Origin of the sequence: Permianibacter aggregans (genome assembly GCF_009756665.1) — a bacterium.
GTDB lineage: Bacteria > Pseudomonadota > Gammaproteobacteria > Enterobacterales > Permianibacteraceae > Permianibacter > Permianibacter aggregans.
On sequence record NZ_CP037953.1, the window covers coordinates 962,096 to 987,602 of the forward strand.

A 25,507-nucleotide genomic window follows, 5' to 3' on the forward strand; every position below is an offset into this window, starting at 1 on the left:
GATTCCTAAGCAGCGAGAAGTCGAGACAGGTTTGACCTGCCCCGGACAGCGACCGTTCCCAGCAGGAACGGTGCTTATCTGGAGGAGTATATGGGGCTGTTCCGCGGCGTTTCAACCAACCGCGATGCACCATATTATTGATCAGAAGCCGCTTTCGGCAGGGAGTCGTTGCGGTAGATCAGCTTCGGTCTGCTGTCGCCGTTGACCACGGCGCTGTCGACCACGACCTTGCTGACGTTCTCCTCGGACGGGATCTCGTACATCGTTTCGAGCAGCATGTTTTCCAGAATGGAGCGCAGACCACGGGCACCGGTCTTGCGGGCCATCGCCAGCTTGGCGACCGAAGACAGCGCATCGTCGCGAATCTCCAGTTGCACGCCTTCCATGTCGAACAGGCGCTGATACTGCTTGACCAGCGCGTTTTTCGGCTCGGTCAGAATCTTGATCAGCGCCGGCTCGTCCAACTCTTCCAGTGTCGCGATGATCGGCAGACGACCAACGAATTCCGGAATCAGTCCGAAGCGAATCAAATCATCCGGCTCGACGTCTTTCAATACCTCGCCAACGTTCTTCTTCTGATCCTTGCTGCGCACCTCGGCACCAAAGCCGATGCCGCCTTTTTCGGAGCGATCGCGGATGACTTTTTCCAAACCGGCAAACGCACCACCACAGATGAACAGGATATTACGGGTGTCGACCTGCAGGAACTCCTGCTGCGGATGCTTGCGGCCACCTTGCGGTGGTACCGAAGCGATGGTGCCTTCAATCAGTTTCAGCAGTGCTTGTTGTACACCTTCGCCAGAGACATCACGGGTAATCGACGGGTTTTCCGACTTGCGCGAAATCTTGTCGATTTCATCGATGTAAACAATGCCCTGCTGCGCTTTTTCGATGTCGTAATCGCATTTCTGCAACAGTTTTTGAATGATGTTCTCGACGTCTTCACCGACATAGCCGGCTTCAGTCAAGGTCGTCGCATCGGCGATCGTGAACGGCACGTTCAACATCCGCGCCAGTGTTTCGGCCAGCAAGGTTTTGCCGGAACCGGTCGGGCCGACCAACAGGATATTGCTCTTGCCGAGCTCGACTTCGTCGCCTTTCTTGCCGATGCCGGTTTGCAAGCGCTTGTAATGGTTGTAAACGGCAACCGACAGCACTTTTTTCGCGTGTCGCTGGCCGATCACGTACTCATCGAGCGTGTTATTGATTTCTTTCGGGGAAGGAAGACGCGGCTTATCTGAGGTCGGATGGGTTTCCTGAACCTCTTCACGAATGATGTCGTTGCACAGGTCAACGCATTCGTCGCAAATGAACACCGACGGGCCCGCAATCAGCTTACGCACCTCGTGCTGGCTCTTACCGCAGAAGGAGCAATACAGCAGCTTGCCGCCTTCGTCCTTTCCGCCAGACCGTTTGTCAGCCATATCTACCTCTGCCTTACTGGGGCGTGCATCGGGCCCTCTGATGGAATTTTAGCTCGGATTTCCGGATTAGACGCCAAATCGGCCTCAGCGTTTCGTCAGAACCGAATCCACAAGACCGTAGCTTACCGCCTCTTCAGCACTCATGAAACGGTCGCGTTCGGTATCACGGGCAATCGTTTCCAGATCCTGGCCGGTATGCGAGGCAAGCAATTTGTTCAGCGATTCACGCAGCTTCAGGATTTCCCGGGCGTGAATCTCGATATCGCTGGCCTGGCCCTGAGCGCCGCCAGATGGCTGGTGAATCATCACCCGGGCATTCGGCAGGCAGTGGCGCTTGCCTTTGGCGCCACCGGCCAGCAGAAATGCGCCCATTGAGCAGGCCTGACCGACGCACAGCGTCGACACATCCGGCTTGATGAACTGCATCGTGTCGTAAATCGACATGCCGGCGGTGACGACACCGCCGGGCGAGTTGATATACAGACTGATGTCCTTGTCCGGGTTTTCGGCTTCCAGAAACAGCATCTGGGCCACGACCAGGTTCGCCATATGATCTTCTACGGGACCGGTCAGGAAAATGATGCGTTCTTTCAGTAATCGGGAATAAATATCATAAGCGCGCTCGCCACGGGCGGTCTGCTCGACCACCATTGGCACCAGACTGGCCACTTCGGCCATGCGATCACTGTGCATGCGATGTCCTTTCTTCAACTTTTTGAACTTTGACGAAAGCCATAATAGCTGACCCCGATAGCTGTCACCAGCGACCGGGGTCACACTTCATAAGCAGATTATCAGCAATTACTGACGACGATTCATCACTTCGTCAAATTTGGTTTCTTTTTCAGTGACTTGTGCTTTACCAAGCACGAAATCGACAACCTGCTCTTCGAGCACGATGGCTTCCATCTGGGCTAGTTCGCGCTGGTTGCTGTAATACCAGTTGACGACTTCAGACGGCGTTTCGTAAGCCGAAGCCAGTTCCTCGACGGCGGCACGGACCTTGGCGCCATCGGCCTTCAGTTCGTTGGCGCGAATGATTTCGCCAACAATCAGCCCCAGCGATACGCGGCGTTTGGCCTGCTCGGTGAACAGCGAAGCGGGCAGCTCCGGCAGTTCTTTTTTGCGAGTGGCCATGCCGAGTTCGCGGTTGGCTTGCTGGCGCAGGCGCTCAACTTCACCATCGATCAGGGCCTGAGGCACCTGCACTTCGTTCTGCTTCAGCAGACCGTCCATGACCTGAGCCTTGACCTTGTTCTTGATCACCTGGTTCAGCTCACGCTGCATGTTCTTGCGTACTTCGGTACGCAGGGCATCGACACCGCCTTCGCTGATGCCGAACTGGGCAACAAAGGCATCGTCCAGTGCAGGCAGCACTTGCTCGCTGACCGATTTGACGACCACTTTGAACACAGCCGCTTTACCGGCCAGATCAGCATTGCCGTAATCTTCCGGGAACGTGACGTTCAGCTCAACTTCGTTGTTGGCGCTGGCGCCAACCAAGCCTTCTTCGAAGCCAGGAATCATCTGGTTGGAGCCCAGCACGACCTTGACGCCATTGGCTGTGCCGCCTTCAAACGCGACGCCATCGACGGTGCCGACGAAATCGATGGTGACCTGGTCGCCGTCTTTGGCAGCGCGATCAACAACGGTCCAGCTGGCGCGCTGCTTGCGCAGGGTTTCCAGCATGTTGTCCAAATCGGCATCAGTCACTTCGGTTTTCGGCTTTTCGACTTCGATTTTGTCGAGGCCGTGGACGTTGAACTCCGGATAGACTTCAAAGGTCGCGACGTATTCAACGTCCTTGCCGGCTTCCATGGTTTTCGGTTCGATGCGCGGGTTGCCGGCCGGATTCAGGTTTTCTTTGGTGACGGCTTCATAGAACGAACGCTGCATGACGTCGCCCCAGACATCGCGGCGTACGGCGTCGCCCCAGCGCTGTTGGACCACTTTCATCGGCAGTTTGCCCGGACGGAAGCCAGGTAGACGTTGGGTACGCGACAGTTGCTGCAAACGCTTGTCGACTTCGGTCTCGACCTGCTCGGCCGGCACGCCAACGGTAATGCGGCGCTCTAAACCGCTCAGCACTTCGACAGAAACTTGCATGGTTCTACTCCACCTTTTGCACCGGACGTGTCGCCGGTTATTTGCCATCAACGGCTATGCCGCACCCCACCGGCGCGGCATTCTGTATATGGTGCGAAAGGAGAGACTCGAACTCTCACGCCTTGCGGCGCTGGAACCTAAACCCAGTGCGTCTACCAATTCCGCCACTTTCGCGTATTAGCCTCTACCGGGTTGGGCGTGCTGGCGGTCAGGGCCAGTACGCCGCTGGACCGGTGAGAAGAAGGCAAGATACCGCAGTACCCTGCCTTTATAAATATGGTGGGTCGTCCGCGACTCGAACGCGGGACCAACGGATTAAAAGTCCGCTGCTCTACCGACTGAGCTAACGACCCGGTGGTGCCAAGGCAGAACCTTGATACCAAAACTGGGGTGAGTGATGGGACTTGAACCCACGACAACCGGAATCACAATCCGGGGCTCTACCAACTGAGCTACACCCACCATCGTTGTTCGCTTTTGGCGCGCCCGGCAGGACTCGAACCTGCGACCCTCGGCTTAGAAGGCCGATGCTCTATCCAGCTGAGCTACAGGCGCAGATCGTGTGCTGCGGTTGATTTGATTCTTGGCCAGACTCCAAGGTTGGAATCTGGTCGGGGAAGAGGGATTCGAACCCCCGACCCTCTGTACCCAAAACAGATGCGCTACCAGGCTGCGCTATTCCCCGAGAATCAGATTGTGCAACGCCGTTTTCAGCGAGCGCGGCATGATACGGGTTTGCCCCCCGCCCGTCAATTTGCTTGCAAGGACTTTTTCAAGGTAAGCGTATTGATTGAGTTCAGTTGCGCAAACTTGCGACAATACCGCCCCGAAATTCTCTTTTTTATACGAAAACGGTCGAAAAATGAGCGCCAAATTGATCGACGGTAAAGCCGTCGCCGAACGCCTTCACCAGAATCTGGCGAAAGCTGTGCACGAACGTACATCCAAAGGCCTGCGGGCGCCGGGCTTGGCCGTGGTGTTGGTTGGCGAAAACCCGGCATCGCAGGTTTATGTTGGCAGCAAGCGCAAGAAGTGCAAAGAAGCCGGCTTCAAATCATTTGAATACAACCTGCCGGCCGAAACCTTGCAAACCGATTTGCTGCAGCTGATTGATCAGTTGAACGACAATCCGGAAGTCGACGGCATCTTGGTGCAATTACCGCTGCCCAAGCATATCGACAGCAACACTGTGCTGGATCGGATTCGTCCGGACAAAGATGTTGATGGCTTTCATCCTTACAACTTTGGTCTGTTGGCTCAGCGCCGGCCGAAACTGCGGCCCTGCACGCCTTGGGGCTGCATGACCTTGATCAAAGAAACCGGCGTCAATTTACGCGGCCTGAAAGCCTGTGTCGTCGGTGCCTCGAATATCGTCGGTCGACCGGCAGCGCTGGAGTTATTGTTGGCCGATTGCACCGTAACGATCTGCAACAGCAAAACGAAAAATCTCGCCGAAGAAGTCGGCCGCGCCGATCTGGTTGTCGTCGGTGTCGGAATTCCGGAATACGTCAAAGGCGAATGGATCAAGCCAGGCGCGATTGTTATTGATGTCGGCATCAACCGACTCGATAGCGGCAAGCTGGTCGGCGATGTCGAATTTGAAACGGCGAAAGAGCGCGCTGGCTGGATCACGCCGGTGCCGGGTGGCGTTGGTCCGATGACTGTGGCAACGCTGCTTGAAAACGCGCTGTATGCCTGCGAGCAGTTGCACAGTGGTAAATAATCCCGGTCATTGCTAGATGCAAAAAAAGGCTGCCATGTTTGGCAGCCTTTTTTATTGCCTCAGCGCAACACGACCGCCAACATTCGTATTCAATATGCACTTACCGACGATATGCGCAAAATTCACAGTAATTTTGCCCTATCGCTTGGTAATTTGTGGCAGTCTTTAGCTCCCCCCAAAAAGGCAGATGTTCCACTGCCTGAGCCTTTCTGGCCGAAAATCCAATGCAGTGCAGGCACGACGGCATTCGCTGATTATTGCCGACTACGCTACGCTAAGAATAATTCGTTGAGAGAAGAGTACATCCATGTCGATTACGCCACCACGACGCACCAAAATTGTTGCCACACTCGGTCCAGCCAGCAGTCATGAAGACGTACTACGGGAAATGATCCTGGCTGGCGTCGATATTGTTCGAATGAACATGTCGCACGGCTCACCCGAAGACCACGCCAAACGCGTCGATCTGGTGCGCCGGCTGGCCGATGAAGCCAATCGTTTTGTTGCGATTCTGGTGGATTTACAGGGCCCAAAAATCCGCATTTCCCGCTTCAAGAATAAAAAAATCACGCTGAAAAAAGGCGACGCCTTCATTCTCGATGCCGGCCTCGGTATTGAGGATGGCGATCAACAACGGGTCGGCATTGATTACAAAGAGTTGGTTAACGATGTCAGCGCGGGCGACACCTTGCTGCTCGACGATGGCCGCATGGTTTTGACCGTTACCGAGGTCAGCGGTCAGCAGATTCATACCCGGGTCGAAACCGATGGTGAGTTGTCGAACAACAAGGGCATCAATCGCCAAGGCGGTGGACTTTCAGCCAAAGCGCTAACCGACAAAGACAAGGCTGACATCAAAATCGCCGCGCAGTTCGAGGCCGATTATGTTGCGATGAGCTTTCCGCGCTCGGCTGAAGATATTGAAGAGTGCCGGACGCTACTGGCCGAAGCGGGTTCGAATGCCGGCATTGTTGCGAAAATCGAGCGCGTTGAAGCCGTGGAAAATATTGACGAGATTGTTCGTGCTTCCGATGTTGTCATGGTCGCGCGCGGCGATCTGGGTGTCGAAATCGGTGATGCCGAATTGCCGGCTGTACAGAAACATATTGTTACCCAAGCGCGTCACTTGGACCGTGGCGTCATTGTCGCCACCCAGATGATGGAGTCGATGATCGACAGCCCGATTCCGACCCGCGCCGAAGTGTTCGATGTCGCCAATGCCGTGCTCGATGGCACCGATGCCGTCATGCTATCGGCAGAAACCGCCGTTGGCGTCAATCCGCCAAATGTTATTCGCTCAATGGCACGGGTTTGCCAAGGCGCCGAAAAACAACCGCGCTCACGCCTGTCGCGGCACCGGATGGACGATAAATTCGACAACGCCGAAGAAGGCATTGCGATGGCCAGCATGTACTTGGCCAATCATATGCCGGTGAAAGCGATTATCGCGCTGACCGAATCCGGCGGCACACCAATCTGGATGTCACGGATTCGCAGCGGCATTCCGATTTTCGCGGTTAGTCGTCGTTTGAGCACCTGCCGACGGCTGGCGATGTATCGCGGCGTGTTTCCACATTTGTACGATTACGCGGCGGTGCCGGAAGAAGAAGTCAATCGCTCGGTGCTGAATTACCTGCGCGATCATCACTGGCTTGATGATGGCGATTTGGTCATTCTGACCCGCGGCGATCAAATCGGCGAAGGTGGTGGCACCAATGTCCTGAAACTGCTGCGTGTAGGCGCGGTGTTTCAAGCCAACAATAGCTAAGCAGGAACCAATAGAACCAATAATCCCATTACGATACCAGCGAACGGTCGTATGCATTACAATGCGCGCGCCTGTTCGCTGGCGCGCCGATGCGCCAGCCTGTTAATTTCGAGAATTTCCATGCTGAGTTTTCTGCCTGGCCCAATTCGCGGCACCTTAGCCTTGTTACTGCATTCGCTGAATACCCTGCTTTGCTGTGTGCCGCTGTTTACGCTTGCCGTTCTGAAACTGTTGTTGCCGATCCGGCCAGCGCGCAATGTGTTGAACCGTCTGCTCGATGGCATTGCGGTGTTGTGGATTGCGATCAATGGCGGCATACACCGCCTGACCCAGAAGCGGCGCTGGCATATCGAAGGCTTGGAAACCCTGAAAAAACGTGACTGGTATCTGGTGCTGGCCAATCATCAGAGCTGGGCCGATATTTTTGTGCTGCAGAATATTTTCAACAACCGCATTCCGTTCATGAAGTTTTTCCTGAAACAGGAACTGATTTGGGTTCCGGTCATTGGTCTTGCCTGGTGGGCGCTGGATTTCCCGTTCATGCAGCGCTTCAGCAAGAGTTATCTGGCCAAGCACCCAGAAATGAAAGGCAAGGATATGGAAACGACGCGCAAAGCCTGCGCCAAGTTCAAGCATATGCCGGTGTCGATCATGAACTTTGTCGAAGGCACGCGCTTCACGCCCAGCAAACATGCACGTCAGCAATCGCCGTTCAAGCATTTATTGAAGCCGAAAGCCGGTGGTGCCGGCTTTGTCATGACCGCGATGGGCGAACAGATTCATAAAGTGCTCGATGTCACGATTGCCTATCCACAACAGGCGCGCAGTTTCTGGGATTTTCTCTGCGGCAAGATCACCGATGTTCACGTTCATGTGCGCAGCATTCCGGTCACACCGGAATTAATCGGTAACTATGAGGACGATGCTGCCTACCGGGTACGTTTTCAGGCGTGGTTGAATCAGTTATGGCAGGAAAAGGATCTACGGATTGAGCAGATGTTGGCGAAAACGGCAGCCTGAACTTTTCGACGGCTCATCTGATTATTTGACGGCCATTTCCGCCTATCCCGAAATGGCCGTTTTTTCTAGTGCAGTGCGAATCAAACCCGCTTCCAGGTCGTTCCGGTTGCGCTATCTTCAAGCACAATACCGCACTCGCTGAGCTCCTTGCGGATCTCATCAGCACGGGCAAAATTTTTCGCTTTCTTGGCGGCCAGTCGCTCGGCAATCAGCGCCTCAATTTCCTCGGCCTCGTCGTCGCTGCCTTGTTTGAAAAAGCTTTCCGGATCGGATTGGCAGATGCCGAGCACGGCAGCCAAGCGACGGAACATCGCGGCGTGTTCAGCAGCAGCGTGCTCGTCATTGGCGCGTAGCCGGTTGATTTCACGGACCAGATCAAACAGCACGGCAATCGCTTCCGGCACGTTGAAGTCATCGTCCATCGCTTCGCGGAACCGTGTTTCATAGCTCTCGCCAGCCAACTTACTCGTTACCGGCAAACCGCGCAAAGCCGTGTATAAACGCGCCAGCGCATTTTTTGCGGCATCGAGATTATCCTGGCTGTAATTCAACTGACTGCGGTAGTGACCGGACAGCAGGAAAAAACGAATCACCTCAGCGCTATAGGCTTTCAACACATCGCGAATCGTGAAGAAGTTACCGAGCGACTTCGACATCTTGACGGCATCAACCTGCACCATACCGCTGTGCATCCAGTAGCGAACAAATTGGCAACCATTGGCGCCCTCGCTTTGGGCGATTTCATTTTCATGATGCGGAAACTGCAAATCGGAACCGCCGCCATGAATATCAAAGGTGTTGCCGAGGCAGGCTTTCGACATCGCCGAGCATTCGATATGCCAGCCGGGCCGGCCTTTGCCCCATGGCGAATCCCAGCTCGGCTCGTTCGGCTTTGCTGATTTCCATAAGGCGAAATCAAGCGGATTTTCTTTTTGCTCGCCGACTTCGACGCGAGCACCGGACATCAGATCATCAAGGCTCTGACCGCTCAGGCGGCCGTACTCAGGAAATTTTTTGACCCGGTAATAGACATCACCATCAGCAGTCGCGTAAGCCATGTTGCGAGCAATCAATTGCTCGGTAATGGCAATGATGCCTTCGATCGTCGTCGTTGCGCGAGGCTCGACATCGGGCGGCAGAATATCGAGCGCAGCGAAATCATCATGCATCGCTTTGACATAGGTATCGACGATGACCTCGAAACCAACTTGTTGTTCATTGGCGCGCTTGATGATCTTGTCGTCGATATCAGTAATGTTGCGGACAAACAGCACTTGGTAGCCACTGAACCGCAGGTAACGGGCGACAACATCAAACGAAATATAGGTACGGGCATGACCGATATGGCAGTAATCGTAAGTCGTGACACCGCAGACATACATGCCGACTTTGCCCGGTTGCAGCGGTTTGAACTGTTCTTTTTGGCGGGTCAGCGTGTTGTAAATCTGTAACATCGGTTTATCCAACTGGTTTCGGAGATTGGCTAATAATCAGGCCGAGCCGGCTTGGGCCATGGTACCGGCTCCAGACCGAATGACCGGAAATCGGGCCACAAAAACGGGTATCATAGGCGCTTTGCCGGCGGCCATGCTAGCAGGACCGCTGCTTGAACTTTATGAAAAGGTGAAACGATGCTGACACTGCACACGAACATGGGTGATATTACGCTGGAACTGAATGCCGAGAAAGCGCCGATCACGGTCGCCAATTTTCTCGAATACGCCCGCGCCGGTCATTACGACGGTACGATTTTTCACCGGGTGATCAACGGTTTCATGATTCAGGGCGGTGGCTTCGAGCCGGGCATGAATCAAAAGCCAACCAACGAACCGATCAAGAACGAGGCCAACAATGGCCTGAAAAACGAGATTGGCACGATTGCGATGGCACGCACACCGGACCCGCATTCAGCCAGTGCCCAGTTTTTCATCAATGTCGCCAACAATGACTTTCTGAATTTCCAGAACGAAAGCCAGCAAGGCTGGGGTTACTGCGTATTCGGCAAAGTCGTCGATGGCATGGATGTCGTCAATAAAATCAAAGGCGTCAAAACCACCCGCTCCGGCTACCACGCCGATGTGCCGGCTGAAGACGTCGTGATCGAAAAAGTGACGATCAGCGAGTAAGCCATCCGCCGGCACCTCATTCGAGGTACCGGCCTTCTCACCAGTATTTAACGATTCCCGCATGCTGACCTACCTGATCTCAGATTTGCATTTGAGCCCGGAGCATGAATCCGGCACCGCGTTGTTCCAGCAATTCATCAAGCGAGAAGCCGCCCAGGCCGATTGCCTGTATGTGCTCGGCGATTTGTTTGAAGCTTGGGTCGGCGATGACGACGATGACCCCTACTTGCAGCAGATCATCGCGCTATTCCGTGCATTCAGTGATGCCGGCAAGGCGCTGTTTTTCATGCGTGGCAACCGCGACTTTCTGCTCGGCGAACAATTCGCCGAGCGCACCGGCGGCTCGCTGCTGGCCGATGAAGTGGTTGTCGACATGGCCGGGCAACGAACACTGCTGCTGCACGGTGATCAACTCTGCACCGACGACACTGCCTATCAGCAATTCCGGCAAATGGTGCGGCAAAGCGCCTGGCAACAAGCTCTGCTCAGCAAACCACTCGCTGAACGCAAGGCGATTGCTGCCGAAATGCGGCGCAAAAGCCGGGAAAGCCAGCAGAACAAGGCGGAGTACATCATGGACATCAACCAGCAGGCACTGGAACTGACGATGCATCAGCATGATGTCCGGCAGGTCATACACGGCCATACCCATCGCCCGGCCCGGCATGAGTTTTCGCTGGATGGTCAGCCGGCAACGCGCTGGGTATTTGGCGACTGGCACGAAAGCGCTAAAATTCTGCGGGTCGACAGCAAGATTGAATTGTTCGATATTGCATTGAACCCGTAACGGGTTTTGTACTCCAAGCATTCGCGTATTTTTAGCCAACTGAAGAATTGAATTGCCCATGCGAGCCAACGTTCCCAACCGTTTTCTTATTGCTCTCCGTCAACTGGGCCTGATGATATTGCTGTTCGGTGCCGCCGTCGTGCATGCCGCCGAACAGAAAATCATGGTGCTCGGCGATAGCTTAAGTGCCGGCTACGGTATCGATCCGGAACAGGGTTGGGTGATCCTGCTCGACCAGAAACTGCGCAAGCAGTATCCGGGTTGGCAAGTGATCAACAACAGCATCAGTGGCGACACAACCGGTAATGGACTGGCCCGGATTGATGGTTCACTGGCGCTGCATAAACCATCCATTGTCATTATCGAACTCGGCGGCAATGACGCCCTGCGCGGTATGCCATTACCGTTAATCAAACAGCAATTGCGGGAGCTGGTTGAGCGCGCCGAGAAAACTGGCGCTGAAGTTTATTTGATGGAAATGCGCATTCCACCGAACATGGGTAAACGCTACACCGATCAATTCACGGCGCTGTACAGCGAAGTAGCGGCTGAAACCAGCGCAACGCTGATCCCGTTTTTCCTCAATGAAATCGCTGTCGATAAAGCGATGATGCAGGCCGATGGCATTCACCCAACGGCGCAAGCGCAGCCGCTGATGATGAAACTGGTGCTGGAAGCACTGGAGCCGAAGCTGAAAAACAAGACCTGAACGACACGATTTAGCGTTGCAAGGTTTGCCGCCACTCAGCGAGTTTTTGCTCGAACGATAACGACGCATGGGCGGGGCTCGATGATGGCAATAACAAAAACTGCTGTTCGGCCAGCAGCGGCTCAGCGGTACGTCGCCAATGTTTTTTGAATGTCGCTTCCGCCGCGCGGCCATTGAACGCGATACGCTGAATCGAAGGATATTGCCGCAGTAACGCCGGAATATCATTGACGACCACCGAATCGGGGTTGATCGCGCTATCTAGGCTGCCAGGCCGATAACATTCTTCAATGACATCCCACAACGCCAAACCCAAATGCTTCAATAGTGGCAATCGCTGTTGGTAATGCGCTGGCACAGGCTTTCCGGCCATCGTCGCAATCATCGGCCAGAACGCATTACGCGGATTGGCGTAATACTGCTGCGCCTGCAATGACGGCACGCCCGGCATGCTGCCAAGAATCAGCGTATCGGCATTATCGAAAACGACCGGAGCAAAGCTCCGGCTCAGGTTTGCGTTCATATTTTTAGTGTAGTGGTTGTTGATGGCTTTCGCGCCAGCGAGTTTTTGTGCGAATGAATTCACACCTACTGGCTTGTTTCTGCGCGAATGAGTTCGCTCCAATCTGTTTTGAGGATCCGATTCATCCGACGATGTAGGTCCGGATTTATTCGGACACTCTTCCCGGAGGCGATCTGTGCGAATGAATTCGCGCCTACCCAGGTTTGAATTCATTCGCACATCACATCGTCTAACTATCAGCCGTCTTCACGACGCTTTTACGGCGCCAGAATTGTCCGACATTCAGCGCCGACCAGGCATAACGAGTCCAGCGTAGCAGCGCAAAGCTGAGCCAGATCGCCCACAGCAGCATTGCGCCTTTGTACAACCAGAGCGGCACGCTGATCACCCAGAAATCGGGCAGCATCGATGCGCTGAAATCGCTGTACCAGCGCAAGTAGTTGCCATAGGAACCATGACCGGTCAGCAGCATATCCGGCGAACCGAGCAGCGCTGAGGGCACCGAAATAATCAGACTCAGTAACGCAACCAATGACAAGCCAATCAGCAACACTTGTTTGCTGTTGAACCAGCTTTGTGCCGGTAATTGTTCAGCGCGCTTTCGCCATTGCATGACGATCAACCAGCCAAAAACCAGCACGATAATCCACCACGAAACGGTAGACAAACCGATGCCGATCAGCAACGCATCGGTCAGCGACAATGGCAGCAATCGGCTGCGCACCAATGCGACCGCGACCAGTGCAAACACGAGCAGCAAATTCCAGTACAACACCGCTGGTCCTAGCGTTGGTCCGCCAGTAAACAACACCCAGCGATTATCCGGTAGCGTCAATTGCATCTGGATATTGGCTGCTGGTAATTGCAAATCGATGTTCGGTTCTTCACGTAGCAGCGATACCGGCTGATTGCTGCGGTATTGCACGGTCAGCTGATGCGAGCCGGGCAGCACCGGAAACGTCAGCTTGCCTTCTTTCGGTCGCAGCATTTCCGGACGGTTATCATGCAGAATCTGAATGATTTGCCAATCCGCTGGCAAGCTTAACGTATGCTCGCCGCCTTTCGTTGCCCGGTACTGGATGCGCAATTCACCGGTGCCTTGGCGTTCACCATCATTCTGCGACCAATGGACTTCGTCAAATGCCAGCGTTTCACCGCCGATTAATTCCGGTCGAATGATCTCGACTTGCAGCGTTTCACCGGGACGCGGCGCAAAGTTTTGCAACCAGTCTTCACTGTCTTCGGTACTGATTTGTGGCGTGCCACTGGTGCGCAAGCGCCAGAGATTTGATGGCGCCAACACCCAGACCTCAACCCAATTGACGTTTTCTGGCGCTTGCAAGCTCAGCGAGTCAACACGTTGCAAACGCGAATCAAAAAACTCCGAGTCCTGATCAGCGGTCAGCTCGATGCGTACCTTGCCATCTTGAACAACAAACCCTTCGCGGGTGACGGATTCACCGGCCAGTAGCGGCAACCACAAGGTCAGTGCGCCGCGCTCCGGCGCCATTCGCCTTACTGTTGTCATCACATACCATTCGGTATCGAAATGCAGCGTCCGTTCGATACGGAAGAAAGGTTTGATCGCGGCTCGTGTACCCTGCTCGCCGTTTTTGCTGGTCAACTCGACTTTGCGGACGAAGTTGATCGAATTGCGACTCAGCAAATCACCATCGACACCACTGACATCCCAACCATCAGCGGCAACCGATACTTTGGCCGGCTGCAATGGGAATGCCAGCGAGAACCGGTCGGCTTCCGGCGTCACACCCTGAAGCAGAAAACGGTGACGGCCTTCAGGAACACTCAGATGCAAGGAGCGATTGCGCCAGTGACTAAGTACTCTTTGGCCATTGCGCTCAACCGCCAACGGCAACCACTGCTCGGCGTCACCGGGCACCGGTATCGTGGTGGCGGCAAGCGCCTGTACATTGAGTTCAATACGCAAGCCATTCTGGCTCAGTTGAATTTCAGCAGTGTTGATGCTGACGCAGCTTGGCGCGCATTCGGGTGCTTCGGTAAGCCGTTGCTTCAACTCCTTCAACAACTCTGGTGTCGGCAATGTCGCGCTTGCGTCATTACTGTTCAGCAACGATAACGGCAGTAGCAGCAAGGCAAAAACCGATCTCGCGGTGCTTGCTGTCAAGGATTTCGGCAAGCGCGGCCAGCTGTATATCGAGCGCAGTAGCTGCAGCAGCCAAGCGGTAAAGACCAATAGCGATGCCAGAATAATCATTACTCGTATCGGATAACTGATGACCCAAAGCTGCATCATTTCGCCCGTCTGGACCGGATGCTGCCATTGCAGTTGATAGCGATTCCATTGCCAGTTGGGAATACCTTGGCCGGTAGCGCTGACTTGGTTATCCGCGTACCGTGACACCAAGTCAGTTTGCTTGATGCGACTACCCACTACCTCAATTCTTTCTGCTTTCCGCTCGACAGCATCCGCTGCCGATTTAGGCTTTGAAGTCACCATTTCACGCGGCGGCGTACGTATCGGCTGTGGTATCGGTTCTTGCACTTCCATCGTCACCCGCTGCTCGTCTTCAAACGCGACAGCGGCAGCAGGCACCGGTATCTCCGGCGCAAACTCGGCAAAACTATGCTCCAGCTGCGGATGCATCAAGGCGCGCAATTGTTGGGCAGCAAACGGCACAAACGCCAACAGCAGCAACACGACACTGATTGTTCGATAGCGCTGCAACCAGGCACCGAGTTTGCCGCTGGCAAATTTCGCTGCGAATACGGCCAACAATAAATTGATCAACAATGCATGCGGCATATCCGGCTCATGGTAAAGCCAGAAATAGGCGACCAGCATGACACCGGCCCAGACTGGTCCGGACCAGCGGTAAATCAGCACGATGGTGAATACCATCAAAAACACATGCCAGAGCGACCACTGCTCCAGCAAAGCGCCGTAAACGTTTTCAACACCGGTTGCCGTTAACAACCTATAACCCGGTGGCAAGTTCAAATCGATTTGAGCGCTGTCGAAATTGCTGCTCCAACCGAGTATCGGTAACTCGGTTTGTCTTGCCAGCAAACCATTAGCGGTGATGTTCAGATAGCTATTACGTAATTCAACGCCGGGAGCTGGTTGCTCCGGCAAGGTCGACAGCGGATAGCTTTGCTGATAGTCACGCACGGCCTGCAGTTGATAAGGTGTCGGCATCGCCAGGCGCCAGCCATCGCGCATCTGACCGTTGATTTGATCGAGAAAGGCGTAGCGTTCACCGTCGAATCGCAACCACAACTGACGCTGCAAGTGCAGCGAATTGTCGGTCACTTGTCGACCGCGCTGGCGTTCGTCAATCTGCAGCGTATCACCGCGTTTGACGACAAATGCCGGTAGTTGTCGCCATTCATCCGGCATTCCGGTATTGCTTGGGTCGATCGGGCTGACGCCATCGATGCTGGCGGTGCGATACAGACCATTGCTCTGCCAGGACCAGATTTCTTCAGCAGGCCACGGCGCTTCCGATTGCAGCGAAATCGTTGTGGGCCAATCCACCGCGCGAGCGTCGATTTGCAGTTGATAATCACCGGGTTTCAGTTGCACGCGGAGTTGCTGATTATCATCAAGACGGGCATTCAACTCGCCACGTAATGCCGTTGCTTGAAAGCCAGGCGGTAGCGCAATACCAAGTGCTTGTTCGCGCGCTTTGCCCGACACCGATAAATCGATAATGGTGGTCAAGGTCAGCGGAATGCCGTCATCGAGCCGGCGATAGACGTCGATATTGAGCGCCGGTTGTTCGCTCTGTTGCTCACTTTGTTCGGCAAGCAAAACGCCGCCCGATTCAAATGCTGGTTGTGCGATGCGCTTGTTATGGATGCGCAGCTCGACCAAAGCCAGTGCTTCCGGCAGCACTAATTTGTAAGGCTGCTGAGTCCAGGCAAGCTGACCGCTGAGTTGGTATTTACCCGGCGTTAGTGCGAGAAATGGCATGCCCTGATGATCGAGAACCGGAAGCGTACGCAACCCATCGGAAACTTCACGCGGCCAGGCATCACGGCTACCCGGCAAACGCACCAGCGATTCATTGAACACTTCCAGCGGTAACTGGAATTGCCCGCCCTGGCGCGTTACCGACAACTGCAGGCTGCCATACCATGTGCAAGCGAAGTCCGCTTCCGTCGTGCCGCGCTGACCATAGGTCAACGGACATTGCCGAAAACCTTGATCGTGCAATACCCAGGATTGCCAGGGTTTCAACGCATCGGGCACTTTCGGTTCCGCACCGTGCGCGAAAAGGGAAATGAGCAGTAACAAACACGACAACCACTGAATACGCATACCGAATTCCTTGTCTGTTTGGAGGTTTTTATCGGAGAGTGAGCACCACTTTGCCAATCGATTTACCGGAACGCAAATGCTCCAGTGCGGCCGGCGCTTCGTCGAATGAAAAGGATTGGCCGACATACGGCGGCGGCAGCGACAGCGATCCAATTTCGCCTACCAGTTGCTGAAACAAATCCTGCTGTTGCCATAACCAAATCAGGTTGAACGCCAACACCGATTTGTTGTCGCTGATCATCGCCAGCGCATCGTATTTCGGCCGGGTCAGGTATTTCCAGGCCATTTTCAGCCATTGCGGTTTGTGCCGGCCCGGCGCATATTCAGCCGCACCGAACACAACGAGCCTGCCGGTTGGCGCCAACGCGTCGAAGCATGCTTTCTGGATGGTGCCACCAACGGCATCGAGCACGAGCATTAATGGTCGTTGACCGATTGCTTGCTGCAATTTCGCGACAAACTCTTTGTCGCGAATGATAACATCATCGCAACCTTGGCTTTGAGCAAAAGCCAGTTTGCTGCTATCGCCAATCGTGCCTATCACGGGAATATCGAGCGCCTGACAGATTTTCAGCGCTTGCAAACCGACACCACCAGCAACCGATTGAATCAACGTTAGCTGGCCTTTTTTTGCCGCGCCTAGATGATGCAGCGCATACCAAGCGGTAAAGGTTTGCACCAGAAATGCAGCGCCTTGTTCAAACGACCATTGATCGGGCAGCTTTTGCAGCTGCGCTGCCGGCACATCAATAGCGCTGCTGTAGGCGCCGAAACGGATGCAACCGGCAACGCGATCACCTTGCCGGAAATCTTCGGCCTCGCTTTGTTCGACAACCCCGGCAAATTCCAGACCCGGCGTGAACGCGCCTTCCGGCGTTGCCGAATACAATCCGGTCAGCGCAAAGATATCGGCGAAATTCAGGCCAACCGATTTGACTTGAACACGAACTTGTCCGGCCGGTAAATCCGTCAGCGAAAAGCTTTCCTTGCGCAGCGTGCGCAAGTCTCCGGCTTTCGGTTGCCGCCAGCGTTCGGCCTGCATCATTGATGAACGAAAACTTATCGAGCCGGCGGTTCGATGCGTGGACGGTTGGCGCCTTGCCACGGTCCAGGACTTGGTTGGCTGGTATCGCGCTGCTCTTTCTCGGTGTGGTAATGCCACATGCCGCGCGCTTTGTAATTAGCCATCGCCGCCGGGTGATCGAGCGTGCAGGTATGGACCCACACCTTGCTGGCGCCCCAATCGAAGGCTTCCTGAATGCAACGCGTCAGCAACCAACCACCCAGACCAAGACCGTAAGCATCCGGCAGCAAACCGAAGTAACTGATTTCGACATCGGCCTGCGGATGTTTGTGCAACTCAAAATAACCCGCTGGCGTGCCGTCCAGATAACAGATGAATGTCCGATGATTCGGGCCGGAAATCGCGTCCAGCCATTGCTGATAGCTCCAACTCAGGCGATCCGTCCAGTACCAGTCACCACCGACCGCGGCATACAAATAACGATTCAATTCTGGCTGCGGACGCTGCGCTTCGATCAGCTGAACACGGTCTTGATATTTTTCCGGCAGTGCTTTGCTTTTCAGCGTTGCCAGCGAGAGGATTTGCAGATAATGGACATCGACGGAAGTCATGATGGAGATTCTTGTTGGCGCTTTGTGTCGATGCTGAAAGATTTAGCGGCTGCCGTCAATATCGGCACCGACGGAGAGTGCGAGAATTCACAGCACTTAGAAGCCATCTCAAAATTGTCTGGGCGATGGCGAAGTGCGCGAAGAGGAGCGCAGGAACCGCTGTTTACAGGTAGTAAATGAGGATTCCGAGTACCGCATTCGCGCAGATCGTCGAGCTCCAGGCATTTTTGAGATGGCTTCTAGCTGCAGTTGGCAGTATTCACAATAAAATCGCGAATAAGACCGGCCCCCTGCTGATCAACCTGAAATGAGCTCAGTGGCGGCATTCGGAATTGGTCCAGCCGCTGCATACGTTGCCATAGCGTTGAACGCTCTGGCGCGCCCGGTGCCAGAATGCGGGCGTTGGCGATACCGAGATCACCAGCCTGTGGTGGCTGATCGCAGATGCCGGTTGCACTGAGCGCGGTTGCATAGCGCAAATCGATCGCGACACTGGTTGGCCCGCCAGGTTGATGGCAGTGCGCGCAATTACTGTCCAGATACGCCCTGGCACGCTGACTCAAGCTATATTGACCATCACGATAATCCGGCAGCAACTGCTGACGCTGACTGGCGGACAATGGTGATGAGAACAGGGCAATATGCTGCCAGGTGTCGAGCTGATTGGCGTTGATTTGCGTGCTGGGATACAACAATGATTTATTCAACTGCCCCAATGTCAGTCCGAGCGAATCATTGGCGGCGTCAGTATGGCAGGCCTGGCATTGCGCCGCCGAAGGAAACAGCCATTGCTGTCCTTGGACATCGGCAACTAACGCGCTGTCCTGGCGTATTGCATCCAGGCCATCACTTTGCCAGCGATAGCTGTAACCCTGCCAGTGTGAGCCATGGTGCATCAACAAACGCGTTTCAAATACCGTGCCGGCCAGAGAAAAGTTTTTGACCAGTACACTGCCGGCCGGCAACAGCAAATCACCATTGTTCTGCACCGTTATCGTCGTGTTGTTCGGCAATCCAAGATAACGGGTTTTCTCGGCACCATCCGACCAGAACGGGCTGTTGATCGTGTACGGGATCAAACCGCTGGCCGGTTGTTTCGGATCAACAGCGCTGACGCAACCGGTTTCCGATAATTTTTCCGCCGGCGTTACCGATTCACCCGAGCCTGCAGCCACCAGCTTTTTGATCGTACCGTTGTAAATCAGCAGATAGATCTCGCCCTGACTATCTTCGGCAAATGCAGCCGGTGGCCCACCAGCTGGCGCAATCGTGAACCGTTGCCATTGCTGCTGATCATTTTGTTGCAGCCGCCACAGCGTCGCGCTGCAAAAATCGGAGAACAGGTATTGTCCCTGCAAGCCGGCAATCGCAGAGCCGCGATAAACGAAACCACCAGTCACCGAGCAGCCATCGTCGTGGGAATATTCGTAAACCGGTGCTTTCAATCCGGTTTTATCGCAGTTCGGCGTGTAGCAATGATCGCCTTCTGTCAGGTTCCAACCGAGGTTGTCACCGTTCTCGACAATATTGATTTCTTCCCACAGGTTTTGGCCGACATCGGCCAGCCAGAGTCTTCCGGTTGCGCGATCAAAGCTGAAGCGCCAGGGGTTGCGTAAACCGTAGGCGAAAATCTCCGCGCGTCCGCCGCCACTGGCGAATGGATTGTCGACGGGAATTTGATAACTTGTGCCGCCATTACGCACATCGATACGCAAGACTTTGCCCAGCAAGGCATTGAGATTCTGACCGTTTTCATGCGGGTCGCCAGCAAAGCCGCCATCGCCAAGACCGATATACAGGTAGCCATCGGGACCAAAGGCAATTTGCCCGCCGTTGTGATTGCCATAAGGCTGATCAAGCGTTAGCAACACCGTGCGTGATTGCGATTCAACACTGGCGAAATCGCTGCTAGCCGTGTAACGCTCAAGATAACTGGTCAGATCGTCACCGCCGGTGTAGTAAATATAAAACCGGCGATTGTTGGCGTAATCCGGATCGAAAGCCAACCCCAGCAACCCCGATTCACCATCAAAATCGACGCGTTGTGTAACATCCAGAAACACGGTTTTGTTGCTGACATTGGCTTGATTGGCAAAGCGATAAATATGCCCGCTTTGATGAACCGCATAGAACCATTCGCTGCTGTTCGGCGCTTGATACAAACCCACCAAGGCGTTGTTGCTGGGTAGTGACGAGAACACCGTTTGCAGCGCGACGGCATCGCCAGAAGAAACTTTTGCGATACAAGAACTGTTGTTTGGTCGCTCAGCCAAACCCGAAGGCGGTGCGCCATTGCCCGGGTCGGGCGCGGGTGAATTACTGCCGCCGCCCCCGCCACAGGCAGCCAGAACAATACTGAACCAGATCAACGTGAGCTTTGGCATCGCTACCTCCGTATTGAGTGCGACGCAAACGTCGCACGCTATGAACTACGGCCGGTAATCTCGATTCGTGGCCATAGCCAGATGAGCAGCAACAATGTCGGCACCACCGACAAGGCGCTAAACAAAAAGTAGGCCTGATAACTGCTGGCTTCAACAATAAAACCGGAAATACCGCCAACGAATTTACCCGGTAAATTGGCCAGCGATACCAGCAACGCATATTGCGTCGCGGTGAAATGGCGTTGCGTCAGGCTCGACATAAAGGCAATCAGCACGACACCGGCAAAACCTTGTGAAACATTGTCAGCGGTAATCGCAGCGAAGAAAGCCCATTGTTCACTGGGATAATAGGCCATCAACAAAAACGCCAGATTCGACAAGGCTACGGCTATCGCAGCGACCAGCAACAACCAACGTATGCCAAAGGCCGCGACACAAACACCACCGAGGAACGCTCCGGCAATGCCGGCCCAAATGCCGTAAATTTTCGACACCGTGGCGATATCGGCCTTGCTGTAGCCAGAATCCAGATAAAACGGCCCGGCCAACACGCCGATCATCTGATCGGGAAATTTGAACAGCCCGACAAACACCAGCAGCGCCAAAGCCAACGCCCAGCCGTAGTGACTGAAAAAGCTTTTGAACGGTCCAATAAATGCTGTCATGACATCATGGTCACGGTTGACGAACTGTGCGTTGAGTTCGGGTTCGCGACAAAAGAGCACGGCAATCAACGGTAACAACATCGCCAGTGCCATGCACCAGTACGCCGTCGACCAACCAAATAACTCGGCCAAATATAACGCTACAGCACCAGACAGTATCAAACCGAAGCGATAACCGAGTGTATACGTTGCCGCCAACGCGCCTTGCGCTTCCACCGGTGCAATTTCAATCCGGTAGGCATCAACGACGATATCCTGAGTTGCACCAGCCAATGAGGCCAATGCTACCAAGGCCACCAGCATTTCCGTCGATGTATTCGGATTCAGTGTTGCCATGCCGCCAAGCGCTGCAGCGAGTAGCAATTGTGAAACAAACAGCCAACCGCGCCGTCGACCCAGCAGCGGTAGAGCAAACCGGTCAATCAATGGTGCCCATAAAAACTTCAGTACATAAAAAAAACCGGCGTAGCTGATCAAACCAATGACGCCGAGTGACAAACCGGCATCGCGCAACCAGGTCGATAACGTGCCACCTACCAGCAGAAACGGCAGGCCGCTGCCGAAACCGAAAAACAGCATCGTCAGCGCCGATGGTGTCGCAAACGCGCGCCGAATGCCAGCGAGACCGCGGTAAGGTTGTTTGGCTGGTTGATTCATCGGTGTGTGGCCTTGATCACGGTATTCATTGATGACAAGGCGTCGTGAATTCCTGTCGTTGTTGTCATGTTGTTGGAAGCTTTCAATGCAGCCGGCGCAACCGCCATTCCGCCGCAGAGGCAAAAAAATTCGTGTAGGCTTAAGTCATGTCACAGTACTGAACGAGTCGGTGGAACGCAACGTGATCTGGCACATTCTCGGCGCTGGCGCGCAAGGTTTGCTCTGGGCTTATGGTTTGCACCAGTCGCACCAGCACTGCCGGCTGCTGGTGCGCAACTCGATCCCCGGCGCCATGGCGACGTATCAGTCCGGCGATCGTACCGTGCACTTTTCGGTGTCGATGCTGACTGCCGAATTGGTTCAGGAGCCGATCGAATACCTGCTGGTTACCGTCAAAGCCAATCAAGCCAGGCAGGCACTGCAATCGATTCGCAGCGAACTCAGCGATGATGCCATCGTCGTGCTGATGCAGAACGGCATCGGTGTTGAATCGCTGGCGCGTGCCGTGTTGCCGCCGCGCACCCGTTTCTTGCTCGGCAGCAGCACTCATGGCAGTTACCGGCAAAGCGCCAATCATATCGTTCATGCCGGTCAGGGCCAGATGCTGATCGGTGATGATACTGGCCAAATCAGCGCGGACCATCCGGCGATTCAGCTACTTCAGCAAACCCCGTTGAATGTGCGATGGCACGACAATATCCAACGCGTGCTCTGGCATAAACTGGCCGTCAACGCCTGCGCCAATCCGCTGACCGCACTGCTGAACTGTCGCAATGGCGAACTGCGGCAACAGCCGGTGGCGCAAAGCTGGCTGCCGGCCCTGATTGAAGAAACCTGCGCCGTGCTTGCGGCAGAAGGTCATCCGCTTGCAGTCAGTGAGCTACGACAGAAAATTGAGCAGGTGCTGCAGATCACCGCCGCCAATTTCAGTTCAACCCAGCAGGATTATCTGGCCGGGCGCGAAACCGAACTGGCGTTCATCAACGGCACCTTGATTCGCTGCGCCGAAATTCACGGCATTGAGGTGCCGGCGCACCGGGAAATACTGCGCATTGTCGAGCAGCGGGGCAGCTTGGGCGCCTGGCAAGCCTTGTCGAATTCCTGACGCGTCAAGCAACAGCGCCTCACTATCCCACGACATAACTTGACTGTGGTCACACCATTACGGTTTGCCGCTTTCGTTCCGGCAAAAGCTTTCTAAAATGAACTTGGCATTGAGCAAAAACATCGCCTTGACGCGTTCCACGTAACCGATGCTTGGCGTAGCAATGCCATAAGCAGAACACCAACAATGACGCTCTTTTTCAGGCATCATGCGCACGCTGAAAACTGGAAGCCGAATTTGGTGCGTAAGGGAATAATGACGCACGTTTGAACCTGTTTTGTGATCATCGGGAGCACAATGAATTTTCGCATTCCTTTAATTACTGTGATCAGCGCGCTGGCGCTATTAGCCGGCGTCGGGCTGTGGCTGGCAGCGGCGCAGATTGACGCGCTGCAGCAACAAAGCCTGCAGCAACAGCGTCGCGATGCCCAGGTACGTGTTGAACAACAACTGCAGCAACTGCTTGACAATGCCCGTCTGTTGACCCAGAACGCCGCCAAGAGCCAGCGCTGGAAAGACGCCATTCAAAGCGGCACGCAGCCGGCGTTTGCCCGTGATCTCGCCCAGCAGTCGGCCGGCTTCGGCATTGGCGCCGTGCTGATGCACGATCGCGCCTCCGGCATGACCTACCTGAGCGAGGCGCCGACCCGTCCCGGTGAAAGCTGGGGTCAAGGGGAATTCATTCAGAACCAATACCAGGCACCGAACAACCAGCCGCGTTTGACCCAGCTGCGCGAACGACCGGTCGTGCTGTTTGCCGAACCGGTATGGCTCGACAACGAGATCAAGGCGGTCGTCGCCATGGGCGTCTGGCTCGACGAGCAATTGACCGGCTGGCTCAGTAGCCGCACCGGGCTTGAAGTTGACTGGGCTCAGCAGGGCCAGAATTTGCGCATTGGCTGGCCCGGACAGGATGGAGAATGGCCGGCGTTGACGGTCAATCTTGAAGTAGAAGGCGAATCCGCTAGTACCAGCTATCAACTGGCAGCGTTACTGATGTTAATGCTCGCCGCTGGCGGCGGTTTCTGGCTGTGGCAGCTTTACGGTAGCCACGAACGGCAGAAAACGGCGTTCATCAATGCCCTATCGGAGGCCACTGAAGGCAATCTGCGACCACTCAGCCAACTGAAGCAAGGCAATTCGTCGTTCATGCTGGCCGCCGAGCGCATCGAGCATTTGCAGAACCAGTTTCAGGCTCAGGCTCAACATGCCCAAGCCCAGAGCCAGCGACTGCAGCATCAGGTAGAGCAATTGCACGAACAGAACCGGCAATTGCAGAAAGAGCGCGATCAGGCCGTCAACCTGCCGCGGACAAAAAGCGAATTCCTGTCGCGAATGGGTGAGGAAATCACCACACCGATGAACAGCATGATGGGCATGCTCGAACTACTGGAAAAATACCCGATGTCAGCCGAGCCGAAAGAGCTGCTGATCATCGCGATTCGCGCCGGCCGCACGCTGAAAGACAATTTCACCAATATTCTCGATTTCTCCCGTATGGATGCCGGCCTGCACCGGCTGCAGAAACGGGAAGTGGCACTTCGGCCACTGGTCAGCCGCATTGCCAATGAGTTCCAGCATTACGCCGACAGCAAGAATCTGAAGTTGACTCACAGCGTCAATGCCGATGTGCCGGAGCGACTGCTTGGCGACGATGCCCGTATTGCCCAGGTGCTCGGCAATTTACTGGGTAATGCCATTCGCTTTACCAAAGAGGGCGAAATCGGGGTTTATGTCGATATGCTGGAACAAAGCGGCCGCAAGCGAATTCGCTTCTCAATCACCGATACCGGTGCCGGCATTCCGAAAGAAGCACAGGCTGGGCTGTTCGACTCATTGGACAGCCGCAGCAAGCTGACCAATGCCAGTTTTGCCGGTCGCTTACGGTTAATTGTCTCAAAACAATTGGCGGAATTGATGGGTGGAGAAATCGGCGTCAGCTCGGAAATCGGCAAAGGCTCGCGCTTCTGGTTTACCGTTGCTTACGAGCCGGCCACGCAAACGGCCTGAGCGCTGATTGACAAGAAGGTGGCTTACACTTGCTTGGCACTATCGCCAAGCAACTCGGCGACGGCCAATGATAAATCCGTGATCGGTACCGGTTTGGTGAAGACTTTGTCGGCGCCGAGGCCGCGAGCGAATTCCAGGTATTCGTGCGGCTGCATTTTGCCACCGCCTGAATAGGCAATGATGCCAACCGCTGGGCTGATTTCACGGGCTTCAGCGATAAGCTCCAGCCCTTCCTTGTTCGGCATCAGCAGGTCCGTGATGATGACATCAGCCGGCTGGGCGCTAAACAAGCGCATCGCGACCTCGCCGTCCTCGGCCTGCATGACGGTGTGGCCGTCACGTTGCATGACCAGACTGAGCATGCGCAGCACGGTCGGATCGTCATCAACTATCAGTATCAACGCCATTCTGGCTGCGTCTCCATCACAAACTTCGCGTCCATTTTTTCGTTTCGTCCGCTGCAACCGCACAAATCACGGCCATTAGCGACAATTTTCGCCAAAGGCCGCGATTGAAAAGCATAGCGGATGCAACGTCAAGATGCACAAGAAAAAATCACCGC

20 protein-coding genes and 5 tRNA genes are annotated in these 25,507 nt (G+C 54.8%); 8 read left to right on the forward strand and 17 right to left on the reverse strand.

Features of this window, described 5'->3' with window-relative positions:
• Nucleotides 1–134: 134 nt before the first annotated feature.
• From clpX to E2H98_RS04485, 8 genes are all read right to left on the reverse strand, one after another.
• Nucleotides 135–1,424: an ATP-dependent Clp protease ATP-binding subunit ClpX gene (gene clpX, locus E2H98_RS04450; RefSeq protein WP_133591546.1), complete on the reverse strand. Its 1,290-nt coding sequence runs from the start codon at nucleotides 1,422–1,424 to the stop codon at nucleotides 135–137.
• An 84-nt stretch (nucleotides 1,425–1,508) separates the two neighbouring features.
• The gene (gene clpP / locus E2H98_RS04455) at nucleotides 1,509–2,117 is read right to left on the reverse strand and encodes an ATP-dependent Clp endopeptidase proteolytic subunit ClpP (protein WP_133591544.1); all 609 of its coding nucleotides are present in this window, start codon (nucleotides 2,115–2,117) and stop codon (nucleotides 1,509–1,511) included.
• A 108-nt stretch (nucleotides 2,118–2,225) separates the two neighbouring features.
• The gene (gene tig / locus E2H98_RS04460; protein ID WP_133591542.1) at nucleotides 2,226–3,530 is read right to left on the reverse strand and encodes a trigger factor; all 1,305 of its coding nucleotides are present in this window, start codon (nucleotides 3,528–3,530) and stop codon (nucleotides 2,226–2,228) included.
• Nucleotides 3,531–3,619: 89 nt separating this feature from the next.
• Nucleotides 3,620–3,704, reverse strand: a tRNA-Leu gene (locus E2H98_RS04465).
• Nucleotides 3,705–3,807: 103 nt separating this feature from the next.
• A tRNA-Lys gene (locus E2H98_RS04470) sits at nucleotides 3,808–3,883 on the reverse strand.
• Nucleotides 3,884–3,916: 33 nt separating this feature from the next.
• A tRNA-His gene (locus E2H98_RS04475) sits at nucleotides 3,917–3,992 on the reverse strand.
• A gap of 16 nt (nucleotides 3,993–4,008) precedes the next feature.
• Nucleotides 4,009–4,085: transfer RNA gene (locus tag E2H98_RS04480), tRNA-Arg, on the reverse strand.
• Nucleotides 4,086–4,138: 53 nt separating this feature from the next.
• Nucleotides 4,139–4,215 (reverse strand) — tRNA-Pro (locus E2H98_RS04485).
• A 177-nt stretch (nucleotides 4,216–4,392) separates the two neighbouring features.
• Here E2H98_RS04485 and folD point away from each other — a divergent pair.
• The 3 genes from folD (at nucleotide 4,393) to E2H98_RS04500 (ending at nucleotide 8,041) form a co-directional block, all read left to right on the forward strand.
• Entirely contained in the window at nucleotides 4,393–5,253 is an 861-nt protein-coding gene (gene folD, locus E2H98_RS04490) for a bifunctional methylenetetrahydrofolate dehydrogenase/methenyltetrahydrofolate cyclohydrolase FolD (RefSeq protein WP_133591540.1), read from the forward strand.
• 307 nt (nucleotides 5,254–5,560) lie between these two features.
• On the forward strand, nucleotides 5,561–7,021 hold the full coding sequence (gene pyk, locus E2H98_RS04495) for a pyruvate kinase (protein WP_133591538.1): 1,461 nt from the start codon (nucleotides 5,561–5,563) through the stop codon (nucleotides 7,019–7,021).
• A 120-nt stretch (nucleotides 7,022–7,141) separates the two neighbouring features.
• The gene (locus tag E2H98_RS04500) at nucleotides 7,142–8,041 is read left to right on the forward strand and encodes an acyltransferase (RefSeq protein WP_133591536.1); all 900 of its coding nucleotides are present in this window, start codon (nucleotides 7,142–7,144) and stop codon (nucleotides 8,039–8,041) included.
• 80 nt (nucleotides 8,042–8,121) lie between these two features.
• Here the strand turns inward: E2H98_RS04500 and cysS are convergent, their stop codons facing one another.
• The gene (gene cysS / locus E2H98_RS04505) at nucleotides 8,122–9,495 is read right to left on the reverse strand and encodes a cysteine--tRNA ligase (protein WP_133591534.1); all 1,374 of its coding nucleotides are present in this window, start codon (nucleotides 9,493–9,495) and stop codon (nucleotides 8,122–8,124) included.
• Between the two features lie 177 nt (nucleotides 9,496–9,672).
• On the opposite strand from cysS, the gene E2H98_RS04510 reads away from it, so the two are divergent.
• From E2H98_RS04510 to E2H98_RS04520, 3 genes are all read left to right on the forward strand, one after another.
• The gene (locus tag E2H98_RS04510; RefSeq protein WP_133591532.1) at nucleotides 9,673–10,167 is read left to right on the forward strand and encodes a peptidylprolyl isomerase; all 495 of its coding nucleotides are present in this window, start codon (nucleotides 9,673–9,675) and stop codon (nucleotides 10,165–10,167) included.
• Between the two features lie 61 nt (nucleotides 10,168–10,228).
• Complete coding sequence (locus tag E2H98_RS04515) at nucleotides 10,229–10,954, forward strand: UDP-2,3-diacylglucosamine diphosphatase (protein WP_133591530.1); 726 nt, start codon at nucleotides 10,229–10,231, stop codon at nucleotides 10,952–10,954.
• Nucleotides 10,955–11,012: 58 nt separating this feature from the next.
• Nucleotides 11,013–11,663: an arylesterase gene (locus tag E2H98_RS04520; protein ID WP_198325235.1), complete on the forward strand. Its 651-nt coding sequence runs from the start codon at nucleotides 11,013–11,015 to the stop codon at nucleotides 11,661–11,663.
• A 10-nt stretch (nucleotides 11,664–11,673) separates the two neighbouring features.
• Here the strand turns inward: E2H98_RS04520 and E2H98_RS04525 are convergent, their stop codons facing one another.
• The 6 genes from E2H98_RS04525 to E2H98_RS04550 form a co-directional block, all read right to left on the reverse strand.
• Nucleotides 11,674–12,249, reverse strand: a complete 576-nt coding sequence (locus E2H98_RS04525) for a DNA-deoxyinosine glycosylase (protein WP_198325236.1) — start codon at nucleotides 12,247–12,249, stop codon at nucleotides 11,674–11,676.
• 166 nt (nucleotides 12,250–12,415) lie between these two features.
• On the reverse strand, nucleotides 12,416–16,489 hold the full coding sequence (locus E2H98_RS04530; RefSeq protein ID WP_133591528.1) for a hypothetical protein: 4,074 nt from the start codon (nucleotides 16,487–16,489) through the stop codon (nucleotides 12,416–12,418).
• A 28-nt stretch (nucleotides 16,490–16,517) separates the two neighbouring features.
• On the reverse strand, nucleotides 16,518–17,534 hold the full coding sequence (locus E2H98_RS04535; RefSeq protein WP_198325237.1) for a zinc-binding dehydrogenase: 1,017 nt from the start codon (nucleotides 17,532–17,534) through the stop codon (nucleotides 16,518–16,520).
• 14 nt (nucleotides 17,535–17,548) lie between these two features.
• Entirely contained in the window at nucleotides 17,549–18,124 is a 576-nt protein-coding gene (locus tag E2H98_RS04540; RefSeq protein ID WP_133591526.1) for a GNAT family N-acetyltransferase, read from the reverse strand.
• Between the two features lie 239 nt (nucleotides 18,125–18,363).
• Nucleotides 18,364–20,508, reverse strand: a complete 2,145-nt coding sequence (locus tag E2H98_RS04545) for a PQQ-dependent sugar dehydrogenase (protein WP_133591524.1) — start codon at nucleotides 20,506–20,508, stop codon at nucleotides 18,364–18,366.
• 38 nt (nucleotides 20,509–20,546) lie between these two features.
• Nucleotides 20,547–21,830 carry an AmpG family muropeptide MFS transporter gene (locus E2H98_RS04550; protein ID WP_133591522.1) on the reverse strand — a complete coding sequence of 428 codons (1,284 nt, stop codon included), beginning with the start codon at nucleotides 21,828–21,830 and terminating at the stop codon, nucleotides 20,547–20,549.
• Nucleotides 21,831–21,915: 85 nt separating this feature from the next.
• Here E2H98_RS04550 and E2H98_RS04555 point away from each other — a divergent pair, with 85 nt between their 5' ends.
• Nucleotides 21,916–22,935 carry a ketopantoate reductase family protein gene (locus E2H98_RS04555; RefSeq protein WP_157591248.1) on the forward strand — a complete coding sequence of 340 codons (1,020 nt, stop codon included), beginning with the start codon at nucleotides 21,916–21,918 and terminating at the stop codon, nucleotides 22,933–22,935.
• Nucleotides 22,936–22,992: 57 nt separating this feature from the next.
• On the opposite strand, the gene E2H98_RS04560 is transcribed toward E2H98_RS04555, so the two are convergent.
• Nucleotides 22,993–23,199 (reverse strand): hypothetical protein, encoded by a 207-nt coding sequence (locus tag E2H98_RS04560; RefSeq protein ID WP_133591518.1) that lies wholly within the window; start codon nucleotides 23,197–23,199, stop codon nucleotides 22,993–22,995.
• Between the two features lie 33 nt (nucleotides 23,200–23,232).
• On the opposite strand from E2H98_RS04560, the gene E2H98_RS04565 reads away from it, so the two are divergent.
• Complete coding sequence (locus tag E2H98_RS04565; protein ID WP_133591517.1) at nucleotides 23,233–24,945, forward strand: sensor histidine kinase; 1,713 nt, start codon at nucleotides 23,233–23,235, stop codon at nucleotides 24,943–24,945.
• Between the two features lie 23 nt (nucleotides 24,946–24,968).
• Here the strand turns inward: E2H98_RS04565 and E2H98_RS04570 are convergent, their stop codons facing one another.
• A complete protein-coding gene (locus tag E2H98_RS04570; protein ID WP_133591515.1) occupies nucleotides 24,969–25,352 on the reverse strand; it encodes a response regulator in 384 nt (127 codons plus the stop codon).
• Nucleotides 25,353–25,507: the final 155 nt, after the last annotated feature.

Excerpts from the sequence above, each read along its gene's own strand:
- clpX (WP_133591546.1), bottom strand. The coding sequence starts at position 1,424 with ATGGCTGACAAACGGTCTGGCGGAAAGGACGAAGGCGGCAAGCTGCTG.
- clpP (WP_133591544.1), bottom strand. The coding sequence starts at position 2,117 with ATGCACAGTGATCGCATGGCCGAAGTGGCCAGTCTGGTGCCAATGGTG.
- tig (WP_133591542.1), bottom strand. The coding sequence starts at position 3,530 with ATGCAAGTTTCTGTCGAAGTGCTGAGCGGTTTAGAGCGCCGCATTACC.
- folD (WP_133591540.1), top strand. The coding sequence starts at position 4,393 with ATGAGCGCCAAATTGATCGACGGTAAAGCCGTCGCCGAACGCCTTCAC.
- pyk (WP_133591538.1), top strand. The coding sequence starts at position 5,561 with ATGTCGATTACGCCACCACGACGCACCAAAATTGTTGCCACACTCGGT.
- E2H98_RS04500 (WP_133591536.1), top strand. The coding sequence starts at position 7,142 with ATGCTGAGTTTTCTGCCTGGCCCAATTCGCGGCACCTTAGCCTTGTTA.
- cysS (WP_133591534.1), bottom strand. The coding sequence starts at position 9,495 with ATGTTACAGATTTACAACACGCTGACCCGCCAAAAAGAACAGTTCAAA.
- E2H98_RS04510 (WP_133591532.1), top strand. The coding sequence starts at position 9,673 with ATGCTGACACTGCACACGAACATGGGTGATATTACGCTGGAACTGAAT.
- E2H98_RS04515 (WP_133591530.1), top strand. The coding sequence starts at position 10,229 with ATGCTGACCTACCTGATCTCAGATTTGCATTTGAGCCCGGAGCATGAA.
- E2H98_RS04520 (WP_198325235.1), top strand. The coding sequence starts at position 11,013 with ATGCGAGCCAACGTTCCCAACCGTTTTCTTATTGCTCTCCGTCAACTG.
- E2H98_RS04530 (WP_133591528.1), bottom strand. The coding sequence starts at position 16,489 with ATGCGTATTCAGTGGTTGTCGTGTTTGTTACTGCTCATTTCCCTTTTC.
- E2H98_RS04535 (WP_198325237.1), bottom strand. The coding sequence starts at position 17,534 with ATGATGCAGGCCGAACGCTGGCGGCAACCGAAAGCCGGAGACTTGCGC.
- E2H98_RS04540 (WP_133591526.1), bottom strand. The coding sequence starts at position 18,124 with ATGACTTCCGTCGATGTCCATTATCTGCAAATCCTCTCGCTGGCAACG.
- E2H98_RS04545 (WP_133591524.1), bottom strand. The coding sequence starts at position 20,508 with ATGCCAAAGCTCACGTTGATCTGGTTCAGTATTGTTCTGGCTGCCTGT.
- E2H98_RS04550 (WP_133591522.1), bottom strand. The coding sequence starts at position 21,830 with ATGAATCAACCAGCCAAACAACCTTACCGCGGTCTCGCTGGCATTCGG.
- E2H98_RS04555 (WP_157591248.1), top strand. The coding sequence starts at position 21,916 with ATGCAGCCGGCGCAACCGCCATTCCGCCGCAGAGGCAAAAAAATTCGT.
- E2H98_RS04565 (WP_133591517.1), top strand. The coding sequence starts at position 23,233 with ATGAATTTTCGCATTCCTTTAATTACTGTGATCAGCGCGCTGGCGCTA.
- E2H98_RS04570 (WP_133591515.1), bottom strand. The coding sequence starts at position 25,352 with ATGGCGTTGATACTGATAGTTGATGACGATCCGACCGTGCTGCGCATG.